General features: G+C 42.5%; 20 protein-coding genes and 1 pseudogene. 8 read left to right on the top strand and 13 right to left on the bottom strand.

Translation table 11 applies throughout. The features are described 5' to 3' along the window. Nucleotides 1-12: 12 nt before the first annotated feature. Nucleotides 13-1,215 (bottom strand): Tet(A)/Tet(B)/Tet(C) family tetracycline efflux MFS transporter, encoded by a 1,203-nt coding sequence (gene tet / locus PSF09_RS04245; protein WP_272664382.1) that lies wholly within the window; start codon nt 1,213-1,215, stop codon nt 13-15. Between the two features lie 81 nt (nt 1,216-1,296). On the opposite strand from tet, the gene tetR reads away from it, so the two are divergent. Continuing rightward, nucleotides 1,297-1,896, top strand: a complete 600-nt coding sequence (gene tetR / locus PSF09_RS04240) for a tetracycline resistance transcriptional repressor TetR (protein ID WP_210840143.1) — start codon at nt 1,297-1,299, stop codon at nt 1,894-1,896. A 63-nt stretch (nt 1,897-1,959) separates the two neighbouring features. On the opposite strand, the gene frdD is transcribed toward tetR, so the two are convergent. Genes frdD through frdA form a run of 4 tightly spaced genes read right to left on the bottom strand, consistent with a single transcriptional unit; the run spans nt 1,960 to nt 5,262 of the window. Continuing rightward, nucleotides 1,960-2,313 carry a fumarate reductase subunit FrdD gene (frdD, locus tag PSF09_RS04235; protein WP_004258620.1) on the bottom strand — a complete coding sequence of 118 codons (354 nt, stop codon included), beginning with the start codon at nt 2,311-2,313 and terminating at the stop codon, nt 1,960-1,962. Nucleotides 2,314-2,328: 15 nt separating this feature from the next. Continuing rightward, the gene (gene frdC, locus PSF09_RS04230; RefSeq protein ID WP_004258617.1) at nt 2,329-2,724 is read right to left on the bottom strand and encodes a fumarate reductase subunit FrdC; all 396 of its coding nucleotides are present in this window, start codon (nt 2,722-2,724) and stop codon (nt 2,329-2,331) included. A 14-nt stretch (nt 2,725-2,738) separates the two neighbouring features. Then, entirely contained in the window at nt 2,739-3,473 is a 735-nt protein-coding gene (locus PSF09_RS04225; RefSeq protein WP_004258616.1) for a succinate dehydrogenase/fumarate reductase iron-sulfur subunit, read from the bottom strand. Further along, nucleotides 3,466-5,262, bottom strand: a complete 1,797-nt coding sequence (frdA, locus tag PSF09_RS04220; protein ID WP_102137997.1) for a fumarate reductase (quinol) flavoprotein subunit — start codon at nt 5,260-5,262, stop codon at nt 3,466-3,468. Before frdA ends, PSF09_RS04225 begins: the two co-directional genes overlap by 8 nt. 714 nt (nt 5,263-5,976) lie before the next feature. On the opposite strand from frdA, the gene epmA reads away from it, so the two are divergent. Continuing rightward, nucleotides 5,977-6,954, top strand: a complete 978-nt coding sequence (gene epmA, locus PSF09_RS04215) for an elongation factor P--(R)-beta-lysine ligase (RefSeq protein WP_272664380.1) — start codon at nt 5,977-5,979, stop codon at nt 6,952-6,954. A gap of 70 nt (nt 6,955-7,024) precedes the next feature. Here the strand turns inward: epmA and glpQ are convergent, their stop codons facing one another. Both glpQ and glpT read right to left on the bottom strand, forming a co-directional pair. After that, on the bottom strand, nt 7,025-8,098 hold the full coding sequence (gene glpQ, locus PSF09_RS04210) for a glycerophosphodiester phosphodiesterase (protein WP_272683529.1): 1,074 nt from the start codon (nt 8,096-8,098) through the stop codon (nt 7,025-7,027). 103 nt (nt 8,099-8,201) lie between these two features. Further along, nucleotides 8,202-9,551, bottom strand: coding sequence for a glycerol-3-phosphate transporter (glpT, locus tag PSF09_RS04205; RefSeq protein ID WP_272664378.1), 1,350 nt, complete (start codon nt 9,549-9,551; stop codon nt 8,202-8,204). 436 nt (nt 9,552-9,987) lie between these two features. Between glpT and glpA the strand changes: the two genes are divergently transcribed. The 3 genes from glpA to glpC are packed head-to-tail and all read left to right on the top strand — an operon-like array spanning nt 9,988 to nt 14,118. Further along, complete coding sequence (glpA, locus tag PSF09_RS04200; protein WP_272664377.1) at nt 9,988-11,643, top strand: anaerobic glycerol-3-phosphate dehydrogenase subunit A; 1,656 nt, start codon at nt 9,988-9,990, stop codon at nt 11,641-11,643. Further along, nucleotides 11,633-12,928 carry a glycerol-3-phosphate dehydrogenase subunit GlpB gene (gene glpB, locus PSF09_RS04195; RefSeq protein WP_272683528.1) on the top strand — a complete coding sequence of 432 codons (1,296 nt, stop codon included), beginning with the start codon at nt 11,633-11,635 and terminating at the stop codon, nt 12,926-12,928. The genes glpA and glpB overlap by 11 nt, the downstream gene beginning before the upstream one ends. Further along, nucleotides 12,925-14,118: an anaerobic glycerol-3-phosphate dehydrogenase subunit GlpC gene (gene glpC, locus PSF09_RS04190; RefSeq protein WP_272664375.1), complete on the top strand. Its 1,194-nt coding sequence runs from the start codon at nt 12,925-12,927 to the stop codon at nt 14,116-14,118. The genes glpB and glpC overlap by 4 nt, the downstream gene beginning before the upstream one ends. A gap of 92 nt (nt 14,119-14,210) precedes the next feature. Here the strand turns inward: glpC and PSF09_RS04185 are convergent, their stop codons facing one another. Further along, nucleotides 14,211-14,879 (bottom strand): 7-cyano-7-deazaguanine/7-aminomethyl-7-deazaguanine transporter, encoded by a 669-nt coding sequence (locus PSF09_RS04185; RefSeq protein WP_272683527.1) that lies wholly within the window; start codon nt 14,877-14,879, stop codon nt 14,211-14,213. Nucleotides 14,880-15,047: 168 nt separating this feature from the next. On the opposite strand from PSF09_RS04185, the gene tusA reads away from it, so the two are divergent. Next, complete coding sequence (tusA, locus tag PSF09_RS04180) at nt 15,048-15,296, top strand: sulfurtransferase TusA (protein WP_004258596.1); 249 nt, start codon at nt 15,048-15,050, stop codon at nt 15,294-15,296. 55 nt (nt 15,297-15,351) lie between these two features. Here tusA and PSF09_RS04175 read toward each other — a convergent pair whose 3' ends face one another. The 3 genes from PSF09_RS04175 to PSF09_RS04165 form a co-directional block, all read right to left on the bottom strand. Then, nucleotides 15,352-16,302: an Rpn family recombination-promoting nuclease/putative transposase gene (locus PSF09_RS04175; RefSeq protein WP_272683526.1), complete on the bottom strand. Its 951-nt coding sequence runs from the start codon at nt 16,300-16,302 to the stop codon at nt 15,352-15,354. A gap of 198 nt (nt 16,303-16,500) precedes the next feature. Beyond that, a complete protein-coding gene (locus tag PSF09_RS04170; RefSeq protein ID WP_272683525.1) occupies nt 16,501-18,894 on the bottom strand; it encodes a zinc/cadmium/mercury/lead-transporting ATPase in 2,394 nt (797 codons plus the stop codon). 159 nt (nt 18,895-19,053) lie between these two features. After that, entirely contained in the window at nt 19,054-19,683 is a 630-nt protein-coding gene (locus PSF09_RS04165) for a lysoplasmalogenase (RefSeq protein WP_272664371.1), read from the bottom strand. A gap of 121 nt (nt 19,684-19,804) precedes the next feature. Between PSF09_RS04165 and PSF09_RS04160 the strand changes: the two genes are divergently transcribed. After that, nucleotides 19,805-20,158 (top strand): DUF2500 domain-containing protein, encoded by a 354-nt coding sequence (locus tag PSF09_RS04160; protein WP_272683524.1) that lies wholly within the window; start codon nt 19,805-19,807, stop codon nt 20,156-20,158. Nucleotides 20,159-20,163: 5 nt separating this feature from the next. Here PSF09_RS04160 and PSF09_RS04155 read toward each other — a convergent pair whose 3' ends face one another. Together PSF09_RS04155 and rsmD are read right to left on the bottom strand one after the other, a co-directional pair. Next, entirely contained in the window at nt 20,164-20,460 is a 297-nt protein-coding gene (locus PSF09_RS04155) for a DUF1145 family protein (protein WP_004908141.1), read from the bottom strand. Nucleotides 20,461-20,470: 10 nt separating this feature from the next. Next, nucleotides 20,471-21,052, bottom strand: coding sequence for a 16S rRNA (guanine(966)-N(2))-methyltransferase (gene rsmD, locus PSF09_RS04150; protein ID WP_210838010.1), 582 nt, complete (start codon nt 21,050-21,052; stop codon nt 20,471-20,473). 276 nt (nt 21,053-21,328) lie between these two features. On the opposite strand from rsmD, the pseudogene PSF09_RS04145 reads away from it, so the two are divergent. Beyond that, a pseudogene (locus tag PSF09_RS04145) lies at nt 21,329-21,856 on the top strand (signal recognition particle-docking protein FtsY); the annotation flags it as partial.

Below are 21,856 nucleotides of genomic sequence, written 5' to 3'. Positions count from 1 at the left end.
ATATGCTAAAATTTAGCTTGCCGGTCGTGTCACTATTTTAACTATCTGTCTGCTGCTTCTATAAAAAGATAAAATAAATACGATCAAGAAAACATACATTATCGCACCAATTAGCCACACCCAACCGTCCCAACTTGCCAGTGTAAGGCCAAGAATAAAGCTAAATAGTAATGGGCCAATTACCCCTGTGGCATTGGTTAAACTCACCAATACGCCTTGTAATTTACCTTGATTAGCTTGATTGACGTGAGCTGACATTAACCCTTGTAGTGCTGGTAATGCAATACTACCGCCGGCGAGTAAGATTAATGTAGGGTAGATCATCCAACCTTCTGTGAGTAATGACAAAATAATAAATGCGCTTCCGTCTGCGACAAAGCCGACAATGATTGTTACCTTTTCATTGAATTTTTTGGCAATGGCACCAGCAACAAAAGCTTGGAATAGGGCATGCATAACGCCTAAGCCTGCCAAAGATAATCCAACTTGAACACTATTCCATTGGAAGCGATTTTCGGTAAATAGTACCCAGGTTGTTGCAGGGATCTGGCCAATTAACTGTGCCATAAAAAAGACGAAAAGTAGCAAAATGACGGGTTTTATCAGCTGTATGAAGGAAACTGACAGCTCTACAGTTTCATTTTGATCATTCTGTATGGCATTTTTATTTTGATCTTTAAAAATAAGCCAGATCACGACAAAAGAGCATGCGTTCAAGATAGCTGCAATAACAAAAGGTAAATGCGGGGAAAATTGCCCCGCGAAGCCACCAATTGCAGGGCCGGCGATTAACCCAACCCCAAATGCTGCGCCTAATCGGCCAAACCACTTAGTACGCTCTTGTGGGGCAGTGTTGTCGGCAATAACAGAAGCAGCTACGGCGCCTGTTGCGCCAGTGATCCCTGAAATTAAACGACCTAAATACAGCATCCAAAGTGAGCTCGATAAAGCCAATAAACTGTAGTCCAGTGCGGCTCCTGCAAGGGAGATCAACAAAATAGGCCTGCGGCCGAATTTATCAGACCACTTGCCCAATATTGGGGCAAAAAACACCTGCATGATGGCGTACAAAGCCAGCAAGATGCCGTAATGATTTGCCAAGTTTTCTAGGGTTACATACTCACGAAGTAAGGCAGGTAAAACAGGCATGATCAAACCGATCCCCATAGCATCAAGGGCGGTGATCGTTAATGCAGTGATCGCAAATTTATTCATTATTTATTTCTCTATCATTGATAGATTTGGAATATATCCCTATCAGTGATAGAGTGTCAATAGAAAATTAAGGGGAAAGCGATGGCAAGATTGGATAAAGAAACCATTATTACGGCTGCATTAGATTTGCTGAATGAAGTGGGAATGGAGGGGCTGACAACGCGAAAATTGGCCCAAAAGCTCGGGGTTGAGCAACCCACGCTGTATTGGCATGTGAAGAACAAGCGCACATTGTTGGATGCATTATCGGTTGAAATGTTAAAACGACATCATGACCATCCATTACCTGTTGAAGGTGAAACGTGGCAGGAGTTCTTGCGCCATAATGCACTAAGTTTTCGTCGAGCCTTACTTAGCTACCGTGATGGGGCAAAGGTACATTTAGGCACGCGGCCTAGTGCAGAGCAATACGCCACGGTGGAAAAACAATTGCAGTTTATGGTTGGTAGCGGTTTTTCATTAAAAAGTGGCCTTTACGCAGTGAGTGCAGTGGGGCACTTTACATTAGGTTCAGTACTTGAACAGCAAGAACATTTGGCGGCAATGGCTGAGAGAGATGTTGAACAAGATGGGGCTATGCCATTGTTATTAAAGGAAGCTGTTCAAATCATGGATAATGATGACGGAACAGAAGCATTTTTGTTTGGTTTAGAATCACTTATTCGAGGTTTTAAGCCCTAAAAAAGAAAAGGTATGACAATGCGCAGTCATACCTTTCATTAAAATAATGTGTGATTGAATTATTTACAGAGTAAATACACCAATAATTGCAATTACACTAATGATTGCTGAGCCACCGTAGAAAACCCATTTGGTCGCAGGGACATGGATTTTAAAGTCGTGCAGCGTATGGTGAATACGGTGCATACCACACCACACTGGCAAAATAATCATCAATAATAAGAATACGCGGCCGATAAAGCTTTGGCTAAATGCCATAATGCGCTCATAGCTCAGCATTTCTGGTGCCACACCGAGAGGAATTAAAATTCCTAACAGAATGATGATTGCAGGGCCAATCACGGCACTCCACATACCACCTGCACCAAATAACCCCCAGAAAATCGGCTCATCGGAACGTTTAGGCGTTAGATTCATCAGATTCTCCTTAGATTAAAATAACAATGCGATTGCTAAGATTGCCGCCGTAACAACAATCGTGAGAGCCCAGAAGCCTTTAACGATAGGCTCATCAGACATTTTCTTATCTTTCACAATAATACTGACGGCTTTTGGCGCAAGGTTGAACCACGTCGTGGTATGCAGCAATGTCGCAGCCAATGTAATGATGTTAATGATAAGAATGATTGGGTTGCTTAAGAACCCAACAAAGCCAGCCCATGATTCTGGACCGCTTTTCAGCGCAAATACCCCATACAGGACTAAAATACTGAACCAGACCTGAAGGACGGAGGTACTTTCACGCATGATGTAAAAGCGGTAAAAACCCAGCTTTTGCCACCAGTCGCCCTTCATTTCTCTGACATAGGGTTTACGTTTCGTAGTCATGACTTCAATTCTCCTTATCGTGGCTTCAGCATGGCGATAACAAAGTCTTGCGCGCTGGCAACTTTCCCTTGCTGAATAGCACCAGCAGGGTCGACATGCTTAGGACAGACTTCAGAACAGTAGCCTACAAACGTACAGCTCCAGACACCATTGTCACCGTTTAATAAGGTCATGCGTTCTTTCGCACCATGGTCTCGGTTATCTAAATTGTAGCGCTCTGCCAATGTGATCGCGGCTGGGCCGATGAACTCTGGGTTCAGTCCAAATTGTGGGCAAGCTGCATAGCACAGACCACAGTTGATACAGCCTGAGAACTGATGGTATTTGGCCATCTGTGCAGGCGTTTGCTTATTTGGGCCCTCAGAAGGTTTACGGTCATTACCGATAATATACGGTTTGATCGCCTCTAAACGCTCAATAAAGTGAGTCATATCAACAACAAGGTCGCGCTCAATTGGGAAGTTACCTAATGGCTCAACTTTCATACCTTGCGGGTATTCACGCAGGAATGTTTTACACGCCAGTTTAGGCACTTTATCAACCATCATGCCGCAAGAACCACAAATCGCCATACGACAAGACCAGCGGTAAGATAGGTCTGGAGCGAGGTTATCTTTGATATAGCCTAACGCATCTAACAAAGAAGTTTGCTCGTCGTAAGGGACATCATACGTCACCAAATGGGGCTCACTATCCGTTTCCGGATTGTAACGCATGATCTCCATTTTTAGGTGTTTCATATCATCCATTAGCTTGCTCCTTCTTCGCCTTATCTTGAGCTTCAGCTTCGGCACCGTAAACACGTTTAGCTGGCTGAGATTTCGTGATTTTCACATCACTGTATTCTAAACGAGGGGAGCCCTCTGGGTTATAGAATGCCAAAGTATGTTTAAGGAAATTCACATCATCACGCTCAGTACAACCTTCGTCGAGACGTTGGTGTGCACCACGTGATTCTTTGCGGTTGATTGCAGAGTGAGCCATACATTCCGCCACATCAAGGCCAAAGCCTAATTCAATGGTGTACAGTAGGTCAGTGTTAAATACGCTGCTATGGTCAGTAATTTCGACGTGTTTGAAGCGTTCTTTCAGTTCAGCAATCTTATCAACGGTTTTTTGCATTAATTCAGGAGTACGGTAGATACCGCAGCCTTCTTCCATTGAAATACCCATTTCGTCACGAATTTTCGACCAGCTCTCTTTCCCTTTTTGGTTCATGAGTTTACTGAGGTCAGCTTCGATATCACGGGTACGGGCTTCGATAGCATTTGCATTGGCAGGTGTTGCTTCAGCAGCATGGCGAGCGGCTTCTTCACCGGCCAAGCGACCAAATACCACTAATTCAGCTAATGAGTTAGAACCTAAGCGGTTTGCACCGTGTAAGCCAACAGAAGAACACTCACCAACGGCAAATAGGCCTTTAATGCGCGTTTCTGTACGTTGATCCGTTTCGATACCACCCATAGTGTAGTGAGCGGTTGGGCGAACAGGAATTGGGTCTGTTACTGGGTCGACGCCCACGTAGGCTTTCGCCAATTCACAAATAAATGGTAAACGCTCATGTAGTTTTTCTGCGCCAAGGTGACGTAGATCCAGATAGACGACATCACCACGGTGAGTGCTAATGGTGCGACCTGCACGCCATTCGTGCCAGAATGCTTGGGAAACTTTGTCACGAGGACCGAGTTCCATATATTTATTTTCAGGTTTACCCAGTGGTGTTTCAGGTCCCATTCCGTAGTCTTGCAGATAGCGATAGCCATCTTTATTGACTAAGATACCACCTTCTCCACGACAACCTTCTGTCATCAAGATACCTGAGCCTGGGAGGCCTGTTGGGTGATATTGAACGAATTCCATATCACGTAAAGGGACACCATGGCGGAATGCCATCCCCATGCCATCACCAGTAACAATACCGCCATTGGTGTTGTAACGGTAAACGCGTCCTGCTCCGCCTGTTGCCATGACAATGGAGTTTGCACGAATTTGGACTTTTGTGCCTTCCATCATATTTAATGCAACAAGACCGCGAACTTGGCCTTCATCAACAATGATATCGAGAACGAAGTGTTCATCAAAACGTTGAATTTGTGGATATTTTAATGAAGTTTGGAACAGGGTATGGAGCATGTGGAAGCCAGTTTTATCAGCAGCAAACCACGTACGCTCAATTTTCATCCCACCAAAACGGCGAACGTTAACTGAACCATCTGGTTTACGGCTCCACGGGCAGCCCCATAGCTCTAGTTGGGTCATTTCTGTTGGGCAGTGTTCGACGAAATAATCGACGACATCTTGCTCACACAGCCAGTCCCCACCAGCGACAGTATCATTAAAATGATAGTCATAGGAGTCATGAGCCTGAGTAACTGCTGCTGATCCCCCCTCTGCTGCCACGGTATGGCTACGCATTGGGTATACTTTTGAGACCAGAGCAATCTTGATATTGGGATTTGCTTCAGCGGCAGCAATTGCTGCACGTAAGCCTGCGCCCCCGGCCCCGATAATCGCTAAATCGGCATTGAAGGTTTGCACTGCGCTTCTCCATTGTTCAAGTGTAAAATTGATAAATTCTTTTAAATACTTTTGATAATTAGCTACATTATTTTCAGTTCAACTTAAAGCTAAACTACGAAATATCTGTTTTTTAATAGTAAATAATATAATAGCTAATAATGACTTATCATGCTGTGAATTATAGCGAATAGTCCTCAAGATAAATTTGATATAGAGGGGGGTTTTGGCCAAATTTAGTGATAAAGTGTGAGGTAGATCTTCTTTTTATAAATTGTTTTTACATCACTCGATTTTCTAGGCTGTTAACATCGAATAAAAAGGAATTTCAAATAATTATCATTAAATTTACATAAACTTTTAGTGTATAAAACCAAGTGAATTAGTCAGGTTTTATCAATAGTCAGTGATTAATACTATTATTATAGCTGAAGAGTTTAATTCATATTGAATGCTAATTTGCGAGGAGTCTCACTATTTATTTTTAGAATAAATTTAATTTTGAACAGAAAATTTTAAAATAGATTGAGAAAGCGAATCGTTTCGCTTTTTTAGTAACAGATATGTCACATAATATAAGAATTAATCATGTTTCAGGCTATCTCTACTTACTCATCATGTCGGCAGTTGCAAGTATTTACGTTCAGATAAATGTGCATTATCAGTGTAAATGCATTGTGTGTTGCCTGTGAGGTGGGTACACTGCACGACTAAGTTTATTTTGGAGTCATCTTAATGAGTGATATAGCGAATTGGCAGCCAACCGCCCCCATCGCTAACTTGTTACAGCGCGCAAAAATAATTGCGGAAATCAGACGTTTTTTTACTGATCGTTGTGTACTTGAAGTCGAAACCCCCGCAATGAGTCAGGCAACAGTCACTGACATTCATCTTGTCCCATTTGAAACGCATTTTGTGGGTCCTGGTGCGGCGCAAGGTATTAATTTGTATTTAATGACCAGCCCTGAATACCACATGAAACGCTTATTAGCGGCCGGTAGTGGTCCTATCTATCAGTTAGGTCGTAGCTTTAGAAATGAAGAAGCAGGGCGGCATCATAATCCTGAATTTACCATGTTAGAGTGGTACCGCCCGCATTTTGATATGTACCGCTTGATCAATGAAGTGGATGACCTACTGCAACAAGTTTTAGAATGTGAGAGTGCAGAGCTACTTTCATACCAACAAGCGTTTTTACGCTATTTGGATATTGACCCGTTATCTGCTGAAAAAAGTGAATTACGTGAGGTTGCAGCTCGTTTAGATTTAAGCAATATCGCTGATACTGAAGAAGATAAAGATACCTTGCTACAGCTGCTATTTACCATGGGTGTTGAGCCTCATATTGGCAAAGAAAAACCGGCTGTTGTGTATCATTTCCCTGCAACCCAAGCGTCTCTTGCCGTGATTAGCACTGAAGATCACCGCGTTGCTGAACGTTTTGAGGTGTATTATAAGGGAATGGAACTGGCGAATGGTTTCCATGAACTCACTGATGCAAGCGAACAACGTCAGCGATTTGAACAAGACAACCGTAAGCGAGCGGCTATGGGGCTACCTACCGCACCTATTGATGAGCACTTGCTCGCGGCTTTAGAGCATGGTTTACCTGATTGCTCTGGTGTCGCTGTTGGGGTTGATAGGCTGATTATGATTGCTTTAAATGCAGATAAAATCAGTGATGTGATCGCATTCCCTGTCACTATCGCTTAAATTTAAATTAAGATGGTCAACTTGAAGAGAATGCAGCCAAATGGCTGCATTCTTGTTTTGTCCCAGAAAACTATTTTTGTTTCTGTTGCTCTAAGAACTTAACCCCTAAATCAGGGAAGTCGGTGAAGGCACCATCGACATCGGCTTGGTTATAAATGATGTCATAAAGTTGTTGCCCATCTTTGGCGTATTTTGGCAGCTTATCAACCCGGATAGTGAACGGATGAACCGCCATTTTGTTGTCATGGGCTTCTTTGACCATGCCATTCACTTTGATATTGCTTGGTGTGGATTCTTCACTAATTAGCATATGATAATCAGGGCCAATGCCATCTGCATAAGTGGCAATTTCTTTCATAGCACCCGGTTTCATCATCCAATCATAATTGTAATTGACCCACGTCCCGTCAGGTTTTTGTTCTTGAGTCTCGTTCCAATCGGTGTAAGCAATCAATTGAATTAATTTAAGATCCATCCCCATTTCTGGCATCAAGGTATTTTTGATACGTTTTAGGTCATTTGGGTCAAATGATTGTAGATAAACGTTGGAATCCTTGGTGATGTAGCCATATTCTTTAAGAACTTCTAGTGTTTTCTTGGTGATATCTTTGCCTTCTTGTAGGTGGAACCAAGGCGCCTTAATTTCTGGGTAGATACCAATATTTTTACCCGTTGATTTGTTTAATCCTTGAACAAATTCAATCTCTTCTTGGAAGGTATGAACGCGGAAGTCTGATTTGCCCATCGGGAAGCGGTTCGGATAGCTTTGGACTTTTTTGCCATCAACAATATCAAATCCTTCTGTAAAATTGAGTGATTTGATTTCATCAAGGGTAAAGTCAATCGCATAGTAACGGCCATCTTTACGGGCACGATCAGGGAAACGTTCAGCAACATCTGTTACGCGATCGAGATAATGGTCATGTAAGACCACAAGCTCGTTATCTTTCGTCATAACTAAATCTTGCTCAAGAAAATCAGCACCTTGTGCGTAAGCCATTGCTTTTGCAGGTAGGGTATGTTCCGGTAAGTAACCACTTGCACCACGATGTGCAATGACAACTTTACTTGAAGCTTGAGCTACAGCAGACACTGACATCACTAAAACCATACTAGCCACCAATGTTTTTAATGGAAAGCTCATGATTATATCTCCTTGGCACTTTATTTGGGTAAAAAAATGGGCTACATCATTTTTTGATATAGCCCACGAGTCTAGCGATTAACAATGAACATTTGATGAATGTCTATTGTGAGTTTGCTAATTCACGTTTATGTTTGCTTTCGCTCAACATGACGATAAACAGTAGAACAACCGCTAATGCTGAACCACCGATCATGACTGCGAAGCCACCGTCCCAACCGAAGTAGTCTACGGTATAACCGACGATAGCACTTGCTGCTACAGAACCACCGAGGTAGCCGAACAAGCCAGTAAATCCTGCGGCTGTACCAGCTGCTTTTTTCGGTGCAAGTTCAAGGGCGTGTAAACCAATCAACATAACAGGACCATAGATTAAGAAACCGATGATCAGCATACATGCCATATCAATATTTGGGTTACCCGCTGGGTTCATCCAGAACACGATAGTTGCGATGGTTACCAGAACCATGAAGAACACACCAGTGGCTCCACGGTTACCGCGGAAGACTTTATCCGACATCCAACCACACAGTAATGTTCCTGGGATACCTGCGTATTCATATAAGAAGTAAGCCCATGAAGATTTGTCCATTGCAAAGTGTTTTACTTCACGTAGGTAAGTTGGAGACCAGTCCAAAACACCGTAGCGCAGTAAGTAAACGAACACGTTAGCAATTGCAATCATCCATAACAGTTTGTTCGGGAAAACATACTTCATGAAGATTTCTTTTGCTGTTAACTCTTCTTCATCGGATGCTTTATAGTCTGTTGGGTAGTCGTTTTTGTATTCTTCAATGGGTGGAAGACCACAAGACTGCGGGGTATCACGCATTAATGCAAATGCAATAATCGCAACGAGGATAGCGGCCAATGCAGGCATATACAGTGCGGCTTTCCAGTCGTTAAACCATGCCATACCTAACATGAACAGTAATGGTGGGATACCGCCACCAACGTTATGCGCACAGTTCCAAACCGAAACAATACCACCACGTTCTTTTTGTGACCACCAGTGAACCATGGTACGTCCACAAGGAGGCCAACCCATACCTTGGAACCAACCACAAAGGAACAGTAATACGAACATGATCATGATGCTCGATGTTGCCCATGGCACGAAGCCCATGATTAACATCACCGCGGAGGCGAGAATCAAACCTGCTGGTAAGAAATAACGCGGGTTTGCGCGGTCGGAAAACGACCCCATGATAAATTTAGAAAATCCGTAAGCAATTGAGATCCCTGATAATGCAAAACCAAGGTCACCTTTAGAGAAACCTTGTTCAACAAGATATGGCATCGCTAACGCAAAGTTCTTTCGGACTAGATAATACGCTGCGTAACCAAAGAAAATACCCATGAAGATCTGCCAGCGAAGCTTACGATAGACAGGATCTACCTTATCAGCTGGCAGCCTCTGTATATGAGGTGCTGGTTTAAAAATGCTTAACATATACGCCTCCGATGGCATGCTAATTTTTATTTACACTTCCATTTCTCTGTTTCAGAGAAAGATTGAGTGTTTATTATTGGTGAAGTAACAAAAACGAAAATAATCGAGTAATTTAAGAGTCTTTATTTTCTTAATTGCTCTAAATTGTAGTCGTTAAAAAACAATTTATCTGTAATCCAACGCACAATTATTGATTTTGTTTATGAAGTTGCATAGTAAATGACATTTGTGAATAGAATGGAACTAGAAATGTTAATTATTTTGTGATTTTCATCACGATTTTGCTCTTTAAAACACTAAAAATGGATCTATCACTTTCGTTTTTGTTCCTTATCAAACATTGATCGCGTTTCTGGGCTATATTTAATAATAGATTATAAAAATAGAACCTATACTTATCTATTATAGAAACGTTTATTAATGTGAGGAATGCGACATGAATGGCTCATCTGTGACTGAAACGGATGTCATCATTATTGGTGGTGGCGCAACAGGTGCAGGGGTCGCTCGTGACTGCGCTCGCCGAGGTCTAAGAACCGTTTTGCTCGAAAGGCATGATATTGCGACTGGAGCGACTGGGCGTAACCATGGATTACTTCACAGTGGCGCGCGTTATGCAGTCACAGATGGAGAATCTGCCAGAGAATGTATAGAAGAGAACAAGATTTTAAAGCGTATCGCGCATCACTGTATTGAGCGAACAGATGGTTTGTTTATTACCCTCCCCGAAGACAGCTTAGAGTATCAGCAACAATTCATTACGGCTTGCCAAGCTGCAGGTATTGATGCAACGGCGATTGACCCTAAAGAGGCGATTCGCCTTGAACCTTCCGTTAACCCTCATCTCATAGGTGCGGTTCGTGTTCCTGATGGCACGGTTGACCCATTTCGTTTGACAGCGGCAAATATGTTAGATGCCAGAGAGCATGGCGCGAAAGTGTTAACTTATCACGAAGTCATTGGTTTGATTCGGGATGGAGATACGGTACGTGGCGTGACGGTTTATGATCACCATGCCAAGAAACAGTATGATATTTATGCAGAAATTGTTGTTAATGCTGGTGGGATTTGGGGACAAAAAATCGCAGAGTATGGCGAATTAAAAATTAAAATGTTCCCTGCAAAAGGCGCACTATTAATTTTAGGCCACCGCTTGAATAACATGGTGATAAACCGCTGCCGTAAACCTGCAGATGCCGATATTTTGGTTCCCGGCGATACTATTTCCCTGATTGGCACCACGTCGACTCATATTGAATATGATCAAATTGATAATATGTATGTCACCCCTGAAGAGGTGGATATTCTTATTCGCGAAGGTTCAATGCTATCTCCTGCACTTGCGACAACGCGCATTTTACGTGCATATGCAGGCGTTCGACCATTAGTTGCCAGTGATGATGACCCATCAGGGCGTAATGTGAGCCGCGGTATTGTGTTGTTAGACCACGCTAAACGTGATGGCTTAGAAGGTTTCATCACCATTACGGGTGGCAAGTTGATGACTTATCGCCTGATGGCGGAATGGGCTACAGATAAAGTTTGCGAAAAACTGGGCCACAGCGCCAAATGTACAACCGCAGAAGCGCCGTTACCAGGCTCGCAGCACAGTGCAGAAGAAGCCTTACGTAATGTTGTTTCTATTCCAGCCCCTATTCGTGGTTCAGCGGTTTACCGTCATGGTGACAGAGCTTCTGCCATTCTCAGTACGGATAGGCTCGATAAAAGTTTAGTCTGTGAGTGTGAAGCCGTTACTGCTGGTGAAGTACGTTATGCTGTTAATTCATTGACGGTCAATAACTTGCTTGATTTAAGGCGCCGTACCCGAGTGGGTATGGGAACTTGCCAAGGTGAATTATGTGCTTGCAGGGCTGCGGGCTTACTCAATCGTTTTAATGTCACAACGCCTCATGAAACAGAGCAACAACTTGGCCACTTCCTGAATGAGCGATGGAAAGGTGTACGTCCAATTGCTTGGGGGGATGCACTGCGTGAAAGTGAATTTACCAGTTGGGTATATCATGGATTATGTGGCATGAACGAAGCGACACTAGGTAAGGATGCACAGAAGGAGGCTGATAATGAAATATGATGCTGTGGTAATGGGCGGCGGCCTAGCAGGGTTACTTTGTGGTATTCGTTTAACACAATCAAGCCTGTCTTGTGCAATTGTTAGCGCTGGGCAAAATGCGCTGCATTTTTCTTCAGGTTCATTAGATTTGCTCACACATTTACCGGATGGGCAAGTTGCCGAAAAACCATTAGAAATGCTTGATGCGTTAAAGGAACAGTCGCCAGCTCACCCTTATAGTTTAATTGGAAAATCGCAAGTTACTGAGCTAGCGCATATGGCACAGTCAATATTGCAGCAAGCAGGAGTCCATTTAAAAGGCGCTTGTGAAGAAAATCATTATCGCATTACACCTTTAGGCCATAAGCGCATGACGTGGCTCAGTCCTGAGTCTGTCCCAACGGTGGGCTTACATCAAAAAATGGCAATGGGAAAAATTGCGGTTGTTGGTATCGAAGGGTTTTTAGATTTCCAACCACAAATGGTGGCGGATGAACTACAACGTGATGGGATAGAAGCCAGTTCTCATTATGTTCATTTACCTTTACTTGACCGTTTGAGAGAAAACCCGAGTGAATTTAGGGCAATTAATGTCGCTCGTTGGTTGGATAGGCCGGAGAATATGGCGCAAATGGTTGAAGAAATTCTTCCGTTAGTTGCTGATGCTGACACTATATTCATGCCTGCTTGTGTAGGACTTGATAGTGATGAGCCATTAATTGAGTTACAAAAACGGTTAGGCAAGCCCTTATTCTTGCTGCCGACGTTACCGCCATCATTATTAGGTATTCGCTTACATGAGTTGCTACTGCGTCAATTTCGTCGCCAAGGCGGTATTGTGATGCCGGGTGATAAAGTTACTTCAGTGAATTGTTTCGATGGGGTAATTGACTCGGTACAAACTCGCAATCATGGTGATATCTCTTTAAAAGCTAAGCATTTCGTTCTGGCGACAGGGAGTTTTTTCAATAATGGGTTGGTAGCCGAATTTGACCGTATCTATGAGCCTTTGATGCAATTGGATCTGTGTGAAATTTCAGAACGTGCAAAATGGACCAATAAAGAGTTTTTCGCTTCCCAGCCTTATATGGCTTTTGGTGTGAAAACCGATGAAAAACTACGAGCACAAAAGGGAGGGAAAGCGATTTCTAATCTCTATGTGGCAGGTGCCGTATTAGGCGGTTTTGACCCCCTTACTCAAGGCTGTGGCGCTGGTGTATCAATGATTAGCGCATTATATGCAGCGAATCAAATAATCAATGAAATGAGTAAAAATAAAGCGATGCAGGCGGAGGTGGCACAATGAGTATTCAAGATGCAAGCTTTGAAAGCTGTATAAAATGCACGGTGTGTACCACTTATTGCCCTGTCGCAAAAGTTAATCCATTGTACCCAGGGCCAAAACAAGCAGGGCCAGATGGTGAGCGTTTACGTTTAAAAGACCCCATGTTATATGACGAAGCACTTAAATATTGTACAAATTGTAAGCGTTGTGAAGTGGCTTGTCCGTCGGATGTGAAAATTGGCGATATCATTGCTCGCGCTCGCAATACTTATAGCCAACAGAAGCCTAAAATTCGTGATGCAATTCTTAGCCATACAGATTTAATGGGCTCGCTATCAACGCCTTTTGCACCCGTGGTGAATACCATTACAGGGCTAAAACCTGTACGTCAAATCCTTGATAAAGCATTGAAAATAGACCATCGCCGTGAATTACCTAAATATTCGTTTGGGACTTTCCGCCGCTGGTACGCAAAACAAGCTGCGGAACAAGCTAAATTTGAAGAGCAAGTTGCGTTCTTCCATGGTTGTTATGTAAATTACAACCACCCTCAATTAGGTAAGGACTTAATTAAAGTCTTTAATGGCATGAATATTGGCGTTCAGCTACTTAAGCGTGAAAAATGTTGTGGCGTGGCGTTAATTGCCAATGGCTTTATGAAACAGGCGAAGCGTCAAGCGAATGTTAATTTAGAGTCCTTGCAAGAAACTATCCTTGAAAAACATATACCCGTTGTTGCAACGTCATCAACGTGTACGTTTACCATCCGTGATGAATATACACATGTACTCGATGTCGATACTTCTGCGATGAGGGATAACATCGAACTCGCAACGCGTTATATTTATCGTTTACTTGAAGAAGGGCGCGAGCTCAAGCTGAAACATACGCCTTTAAAAGTGGCCTACCATACACCATGCCATATGGAAAAAATGGGTTGGACTTCCTATACGTTAGAGTTAATTAAGCGTGTACCGGGTGTGGAGTTGATTGTGCTGGATTCACAATGTTGTGGTATCGCTGGTACATATGGTTTCAAAAAAGAAAATTATGAAGTTTCTCAAGGGATTGGGGCTGGATTATTCCGCCAAATCGAAGAAAGTGGCGCTGATATGGTGATTACAGACTGTGAAACCTGTAAGTGGCAGATTGAGATGTCGACAAGTAAGAAGTGTGAGCACCCGATTTCACTCCTAGCAAAAGCTTTGTGATCTGTTACTTATCGAATTGTAGGGTTGTTATTCTTTGTTTTAGCTCAGTTAAATTTATTTGGAGATAGCATTTAGCTATCTCCTTTTTTTGTTTAGTGCTGATTGGCTAACTGTTTTTTATCTGAGTTTGCAAAGAAATGCTTCAAGATAAAATTCAAAAGCACACCATAAGCAGGCAAGAAAAACAGCATGCAAATAAGTAGCTTGAAAACATAGTCAACTAATGCAATTTCGACCCAGTTTGCGGCCATGAATGGGTCGCTACTACGGAAAAATGCGATAAAGAAGAATGCGATAGTATCAATTAAGTTACCAAAGAACATGGCACAGGCAGGTGCCACATACCAACGCGCATTTTGGCGTAACTTATTGAATACACTGACATCTAATATTTGACCAAGTACATAAGCCATAAAGCTTGCCGCGGCGATACGCGCAACGAATAGGTTGAACTCAGATAAAGCGGTAAAACCTTGCCATTCACCTTGGAAAAATAACGCTGAAATAACATAGGATATTAATAGTGCGGGCAGCATAACGGCGGTGATGATCCGGCGTGCAAGCGGTGCGCCATAAATACGGACAGTTAGATCTGTTGCAAGGAAAATAAATGGAAAAGTAAAAGCACCCCAAGTGGTATGGAAGCCAAAAATATTAATTGGCAACTGCACGAGGTAGTTACTAGAGGTAATGATTAAAATATGAAATAACGAAAGCCAAATTAACGCAGTGGCTTTTTGCTGCGCAGTAAAATTAAACATATTGTACCTTTTTAGTCACAATGGGGTGAGGGAACCCATGAAATACATCCCAGCATTTGGGAACAGCGCATCATACGCTCGTTGCGCAACAAAAGCAAAACTGTTCATTTATCAATGAGCATTTTATTATATAATCAGTCTATTGATTCCTTTTAAAAGTGTTTTTTAATGTCTGATTTATTTGCTAATCCAACGAAAACCCTTGATACGCTAGGGTTACGATGCCCAGAGCCTGTGATGTTAGTGCGCAAAACAGTTCGTAATATGGCTGATGGGGAAACGTTGTTAATTATTGCTGATGACCCAGCAACCACACGGGATATCCCAGGTTTCTGTCGCTTTATGGAGCATGATTTATTAGCGGTAGAGGCTGACAATGCCCCGTATCGTTATTTGTTACGTAAAAAATCGAGCTAGCTGCCATTAGCTAATTTCATTTTGTGTGTTAATCCCTGCCAAGAGGTGGGGGCTATTATTGCAGGTTTAATATTTCCTTATAACTTAATCCAGTAAGCTGGCTGATAAGTTCAATACTTGTACCGAGTTGTAAACCTTTCAGTGCAACTTCATGTTGTTTTTTGTTTGCTCCGATATCTATGCCTTTATTTACTCCTATATCAATGCCTCTATTTACTCCTATATCAATTCCCTCTTGTAATCCCTGATCTTTTAATCGTTGTGCGATGTTCATAATTGCCTCTTGGTTGTTTTCTAATTGAAATATAAGTTGATTGACCACTGTTTCAAAATGAGGTGAATCCATAGTAATAAATAGGTAGTTAAAAATAGTAATAACATCATCACTACGGTGGTAGTTTTTATTCATCGCTTCGGCTAACAGTTGCGTTACCTTCTCAATGTTATCCCTTAGGTCCCGATGTTTCATCGCCAGCTCCATCACTGCAACTTTGCGATGGTTTACGAGTTCATTATCATCAATGACAGTAATATCGACGAGCGGAAATGGCTGACTATACAAGTTTGATGCAATTTCTGGCCACGGAAAACAGTGTGTCCACGGCTTAGCATATGGATAAGGCGTTACCTTTCCATGATAAAATAAAACTGGCACAACCAGTGGTAAATCATGATGGCCTTGTTGTAAATGTTGATTCATGGCAAGGAACGAATAATGCATCATCCGCCAACCCATTAGCTTATCGGGTGTTGATTGGTGCTCAACTAACATATAAATATAACCTTCACCTTGCTGTGTCTCGACAGTGTAGAGCATATCCGAAAGACGAGTTCGTAGCTGGTTATCAATGAAAGAAGAATTTGTTATCGCTAATGTTTTGAAATCACATAATTGCTTAATATGGTCGGGCAAATGAATATCAAAAAAATCACGTGCATTATCAATTTTAGACATGAACCCTTTAAATGCAGCGTCATGTGGCGTTGAACTGTGATTTTTTACCATACCTAATACCCGCTAGTACCTTGCCAAAAGAGTGATTTTCAAAATGCATTTTAGCGGAATCTGGGGTTGATGGAGAAAAAGTTAGTCCTAATTCTTAAGTTGAAATTTCATTTAACATATTGTAATTAAAGTATTTATTGGAAAGGTTGTAAAAGAAAAAACGCCACTTATTGTGGCGTTTAAATCAGTTGATTAAAGTTATTTTTTAACTTGCGGTAATTTAACTCGCAGTAAACGTACCGCATTTGCTGTAACGAGTGCTGTTGCACCGGAGTCAGCAAGTACAGCGACCCAAAGCCCAGTAATTCCTAATAAACTGGTCACTAGAAATATCGCTTTTAACCCTAAGGAAATCGCAATATTTTCACGAATGATTTTTCGTGTTGCGCGAGATAGCGCAATAATTTCTGCGAGCCCAGTTAAACGGTTATGAGTTAACGCGGCATCGGCAGTCTCTAATGCCACATCCGTACCACTGCCCATGGCAACACCGATACTAGACGCTTTCATTGCTGGAGCATCATTAATGCCATCACCGACCATCATCGTGCTGTGGTTTCGGTTAAGCTCCATAACCGCAGTGACTTTATCTTCCGGTAATAACCCTGCGCGGTATTCCATGCCTAATTGGCCTGCAATAGCACTTGCTGCTCGAGGGTTATCACCTGTCAGCATCACGGCATTCACGTTGAGCGTTTTTAGCATGCTCATCGTATCCGCAGCATCTTTGCGCAATGTATCTTGCAGTGCGGTTAAACCAATCATGCGGTTATTTTCGAGTGTGACAACAACCGTTTTCCCTTCTGCTTCTAAGGTTTCTACTTTACTTTGCCACTCACTATTTAATGGCGTATCAAGGCGGTTTGGTGCGCTAACAAGGATATGTTTGTTATTAAGGTATCCTTCAATTCCTTTTCCTGCCAGTGCCTTACGCTCTTGCGCTTCAGTGACAGTCAAAGAAAGTTCTTCCGCTTTATTAACTACTGCTTTAGCAAGTGGGTGGTGAGAGCCAACCTCAACAGATGCGGTGATTTGCACTAATTCACTTTCTGACAAGCCTTCAACAGGCACTAAGTTAGTGACATGGGGTTTACCTTCTGTCAGTGTGCCTGTTTTATCTAAAGCAATTGTGGTGACAGTGCCCAGCTGTTCAAGTGCTGCGCCACCTTTAATTAAGGCCCCGCGCCGTGTAGCAGTTGCTAACGCGGAGGTGATTGCTGCAGGGGTTGAAATCACTAATGCGCAAGGGCAACCAATCAATAACAGTGTTAACCCGCGATAAATCCATGTTTCCCATGGTGCGCTGAAGAAAATAGGTGGAATAACAATCACTAATGCGGAAATCAGCATGATGATTGGTGTGTATACACGGCTAAAGCGATCAATAAAACGTTCTATTGGTGCGCGACGTTCTTCTGCTTCTTCAATCAGCTGTAAAATGCGGTCAATCGCATTTTGCCCCTGTTCTGATACCACCTGCATTTGAACGGCTCTATCTACAGATAAGCAGCCTGCTGCCACTTTCTCTCCAACATTACGTTCGACAGGCACAGACTCCCCCGTTAAAGCACTCTCATCAAAGCTAGCAAAACCTGAAACTAACACAGCATCGGTAGGTAAACGCCCACCTGGTGCAATCTCAATAATGTCTCCTGGCCGTAATTGTGCAACGGGAATCGTCGTTTTTTGCCCATTTTTGATTAAAACGGCATCTTCTGGAACCAGTGCCATTAAGGCGCTAACACCTCGTCTGGCCCTCCCGGCTGAATAAGACTCCAACATTTCGCCTAACATAAACAGTAAGATAACCATTGCAGCTTCTTCTGTCGCTTGAATAAAGATTGCGCCTATTGCGGCAACCGTCATCAACGTTTCGATGGCAAAAGGTGAACCCGTTCGCATTAAGCGCAGTGATTTACGAGCAATCGGATATAACCCAAATAGGGTTGTCAAAATAAAGGCTATCTTACCGACTTGTGGGCTGAATGATTCAATTCCCCAGCTGATAGCCATCAAAATCGCTAATATAATAACGGGCTTAGCTTCGCTGAGTAAGCTTGGAGGGGGTGCAGCTGTCGCACTATTGCCACCGACTTCAAGTAATTCATAACCCGCAGTTTCAACGGTAGAGCGAACTGCCACACTAATATCGGTGTTGGCATCAACCACAAGTTTTTCTGTGGCAAATAATACTTTGGCTTGCTTTACTTCACTGATTTGCTTAACTGCAGTTTCGATTTTATTTGCGCAGCTTGGGCAATCCATACCACGGATTATCCAGCTAAAACGTTGACTCGCTGTTTGGGTTGGTTCAACTTCATTCGCGACATCAGGGGGTAAACCACAGCTATTACTATGCTGGTGGTTATGTTTTTCATGATGATTGTCATCCGCCACATGCTCATGGGAGGAATAGCCCCCTATAGCTTCTTCTTCATCATCAAGGTTTTTCTTCACAGCATTGTGCTCAGAAGTATGTGAGTCGTTACTCACTTTTTTGTCATTTTCAGCGATAGCCGATGAGCAAGTATTGTTACTAGAGCAACAAGAACTGCTATGTACATGATTTTCTTTATGAGAGTGTGAGTGCATAAGCGCCCCCTTATCAAGCAATGATCCGTTTTATCATTCATTGTTGATAAGTCTACACTCTGGAGTCTACTCCAGAGTCAAACCCAAAAGAGGGAGCCAATTGATAAAATTCTCAAATAGCACTTTTAGTCAATTGGCATAGTCTTATGTAGACGCTAATTACAAGTAGATTGCCCGCACAATAAAGAACTGCCCAAGGAAATAGAGAGCCGCAACAACGGCTTTTGAGGCTTTAAAAGGAATACGGAATCGAGCTATTAGCCAAACACAGTTAGAAAGAAATAGCAGAGACGCACCAACCATGATTGAAAAATTATATTCACGACCGAGACCAAAATATTGGTCACCAGCAACCCACGCCATAATCATACACATTATTAGTGATGCAAAAACAATGGATTGAAGATTATCAAGTTTGCCCCAAATAAATACTAAAGTAATGGCAGCGATAATCAGAGGGGCAGCTAGCCAAGGTAGATAGAGCCCGAAATTTAGCTGCATTCCAAAGCTGATGGTGTAAATCAAATAACTTAAGAACATCAATGCGACAGAAGCTAGTAAGTGCTCACTTGAAAGCATACGAGAAAGATCCGCAACAAGAGAAACTAGCAACCCAGCAAGAATGAGGTAGTTTTGCAGGTTAAGATCATCGGAACTCCACCCCCAAAGTAATAAAAGCAGCAGCGTGATCGGGCGAAATAACCAACGTTGCCACCCAGGTCCTCGATAGGCGGCATCGACATATAACCAACCAGAAAAGAGTACTGCGAGGAATGGCCAACTAATCATATACACATCCTTATATGTTCAATGAATGACACGGCAGTGATCTGGCAACTTAGAAACGTGTCCTGTTTAGTTAAATAAGATAAACTATCATGACGGACTTTTTAAGCAAAAAGCATACATTATGAACAAGCCCATATTATTGATCATTGTTTTAGCGGTCATTGCAGTTCTTGCCACTAAGCGTTTTTTTGACCAACGTAAGCAAAATGAAATTAATGATAATTCTTTGCCGGTGACTTATTTGGTCAAGGTGGATAATAAAAAGGATTACCCTTATCCTAACATGCGTTCTCGTGAACGAGATGTCGTTTCCCCTGAAACCTTCCGCTATGAAATTTATTTCAAAACACGCTCAAGCGGCGAAATTATCAAAACGATTGTGACAGAAGAACAATACCAAAGCGTTATGTTAGGCAGTGAAGGAAAACTCACGATGCAAGGAACTCGGTTTATTCGTTTTGAGCCTGCATCATAAAGTTTTTACTGGTCTGATTGCCTTTTCTTTGCTTCTTCTAAAGCCGCTTTAGTTTTTTTCTGCATGGCTAGCATTTCGAATACGCCAAAAAAGAAAATGCGTAGTTGAACTAAACCAGAGATTTTTTCCCCTTTAGGAAGCGTTGCTTTCAGGAAAATAGTTTGCAGTGCATGCATAAATACCATGAACACCATTGCAATATCCATAAAATATTTCAATGGCTTAGGGAATGGATGGACGAGGTTAAAGACCATAAAACCCCAAACGCAAATCATGAGCAGGCGTCCAATATTGATAAACATGTTTTTGTCCCTAAAGTGAAGTTCGAATAAAAAGGCGATATGCGACTTGCCCAGCTATTTTTTCGCGATGAAGTTGCCAGTTAGCTGGAATGTCAGTAAGTGGTGACTCCGCTTCTGACTCAACGTATATCCAGCTTTCTTCAGCTAACCATTGATTTTTTTCTAACAATTGAATGGTTTCATTGAGTAGCCCTTTGCGAAATGGTGGGTCAATGAAAACGACATCAAAAGGTGTACCTGCTTGGCTTAAAAAATTTAGGCTATTGTGATTCACTACGGTTGCGTTGTCGGCTTGTAAGCGAGTTTTATTTTCAGTCAATAATTGTGCGTTTTGTTTATCGAGCTCAATAAAGGTGACTGTTTCTGCAAAACGAGAAAGGGCTTCAAAGCCCAGTGAGCCACTGCCTGCGAAGCAATCCAAGCAACGCGCATCTCGGATGATTGGCATCAACCAGTTAAATAATGTTTCTTTAATTCTGTCTGTAGTTGGGCGTAAGCCCTCACTATCACGAACTGGCAGCTTTCTTCCGCGCCATTTTCCACCGATAATACGAATTTGCCCTAAAGAGGGGGACTGTGGTTTTTTTGCCATAATGTTTATTGCTGCTTAACGGGTTTATGTACTTAAATTTGATTGTTACTATTGTATACCTGTCAGGCGATAAGTTGCAGTGTTGTTATCTCTGATTGGCCGTATTTCAATTATAGAGCTTCATTTTCACAGTTTTAACACGAAAATTCAGATTAAATTGGCAGGATTTTTCTTTCAGATATGTGTTGCTGAGCGATGAAATGGTAGACTGCATATAATTTTATTGCGATTTGATTATCGAGTGCCATATTTTTACCGCGAGGAGTGTAGTGGCAAATGGCTAAAGACAAGAAAAAAGGTTTTTTTTCATGGTTAGGGTTTGGGCGTAAAAATGAAGAAGAAACCCAGCAACAAGAAGTTCAACAGAATGATGTAGTTAACGACGTCGAAAACCAATCAACCCATGAAGCTGCAGTTGATGCGGCAACAGCCGAAGCGGAACGCCAACATCAAGCTGAGCAAGCTGCTATTAAAGCGGCAGAAGATGAAGCTCAGCGTCAGTATGAAGCACAACAAGCTGCGATTGATGCGGCAACAGAGCAAGCTGAACGCGAGAGGGAAACTAAGCTAGCAGAACTTCAAGCTGCCCAAGAGCGAGCGGAACAAGCACGCCAGGAAGCCGAAGAGAAAAAACTTGCGGAAGAAAAAGCCGAGCGCGAACGCCAAGAAGCTGAAGCAATGCGTCTCGCTGAAGAAGAAATGGCACGTCAGCGTCAAGTTGAGTTAGCCGCGATTCAAGCGGCAGAGGAAGCGGAAGAGCAGCGTCGCCAAGCCGAGTTAGCTGCAATTCAAGCTGCCGAAGAA

It is taken from the genome of Providencia sp. PROV141, from assembly GCF_028481645.1.
Taxonomy (GTDB): Bacteria; Pseudomonadota; Gammaproteobacteria; order Enterobacterales; family Enterobacteriaceae; genus Providencia; species Providencia rettgeri.
The sequence above is the reverse complement of the archived record's forward strand: the minus strand, read 5'-3'. Positions and strand labels throughout refer to the sequence as shown.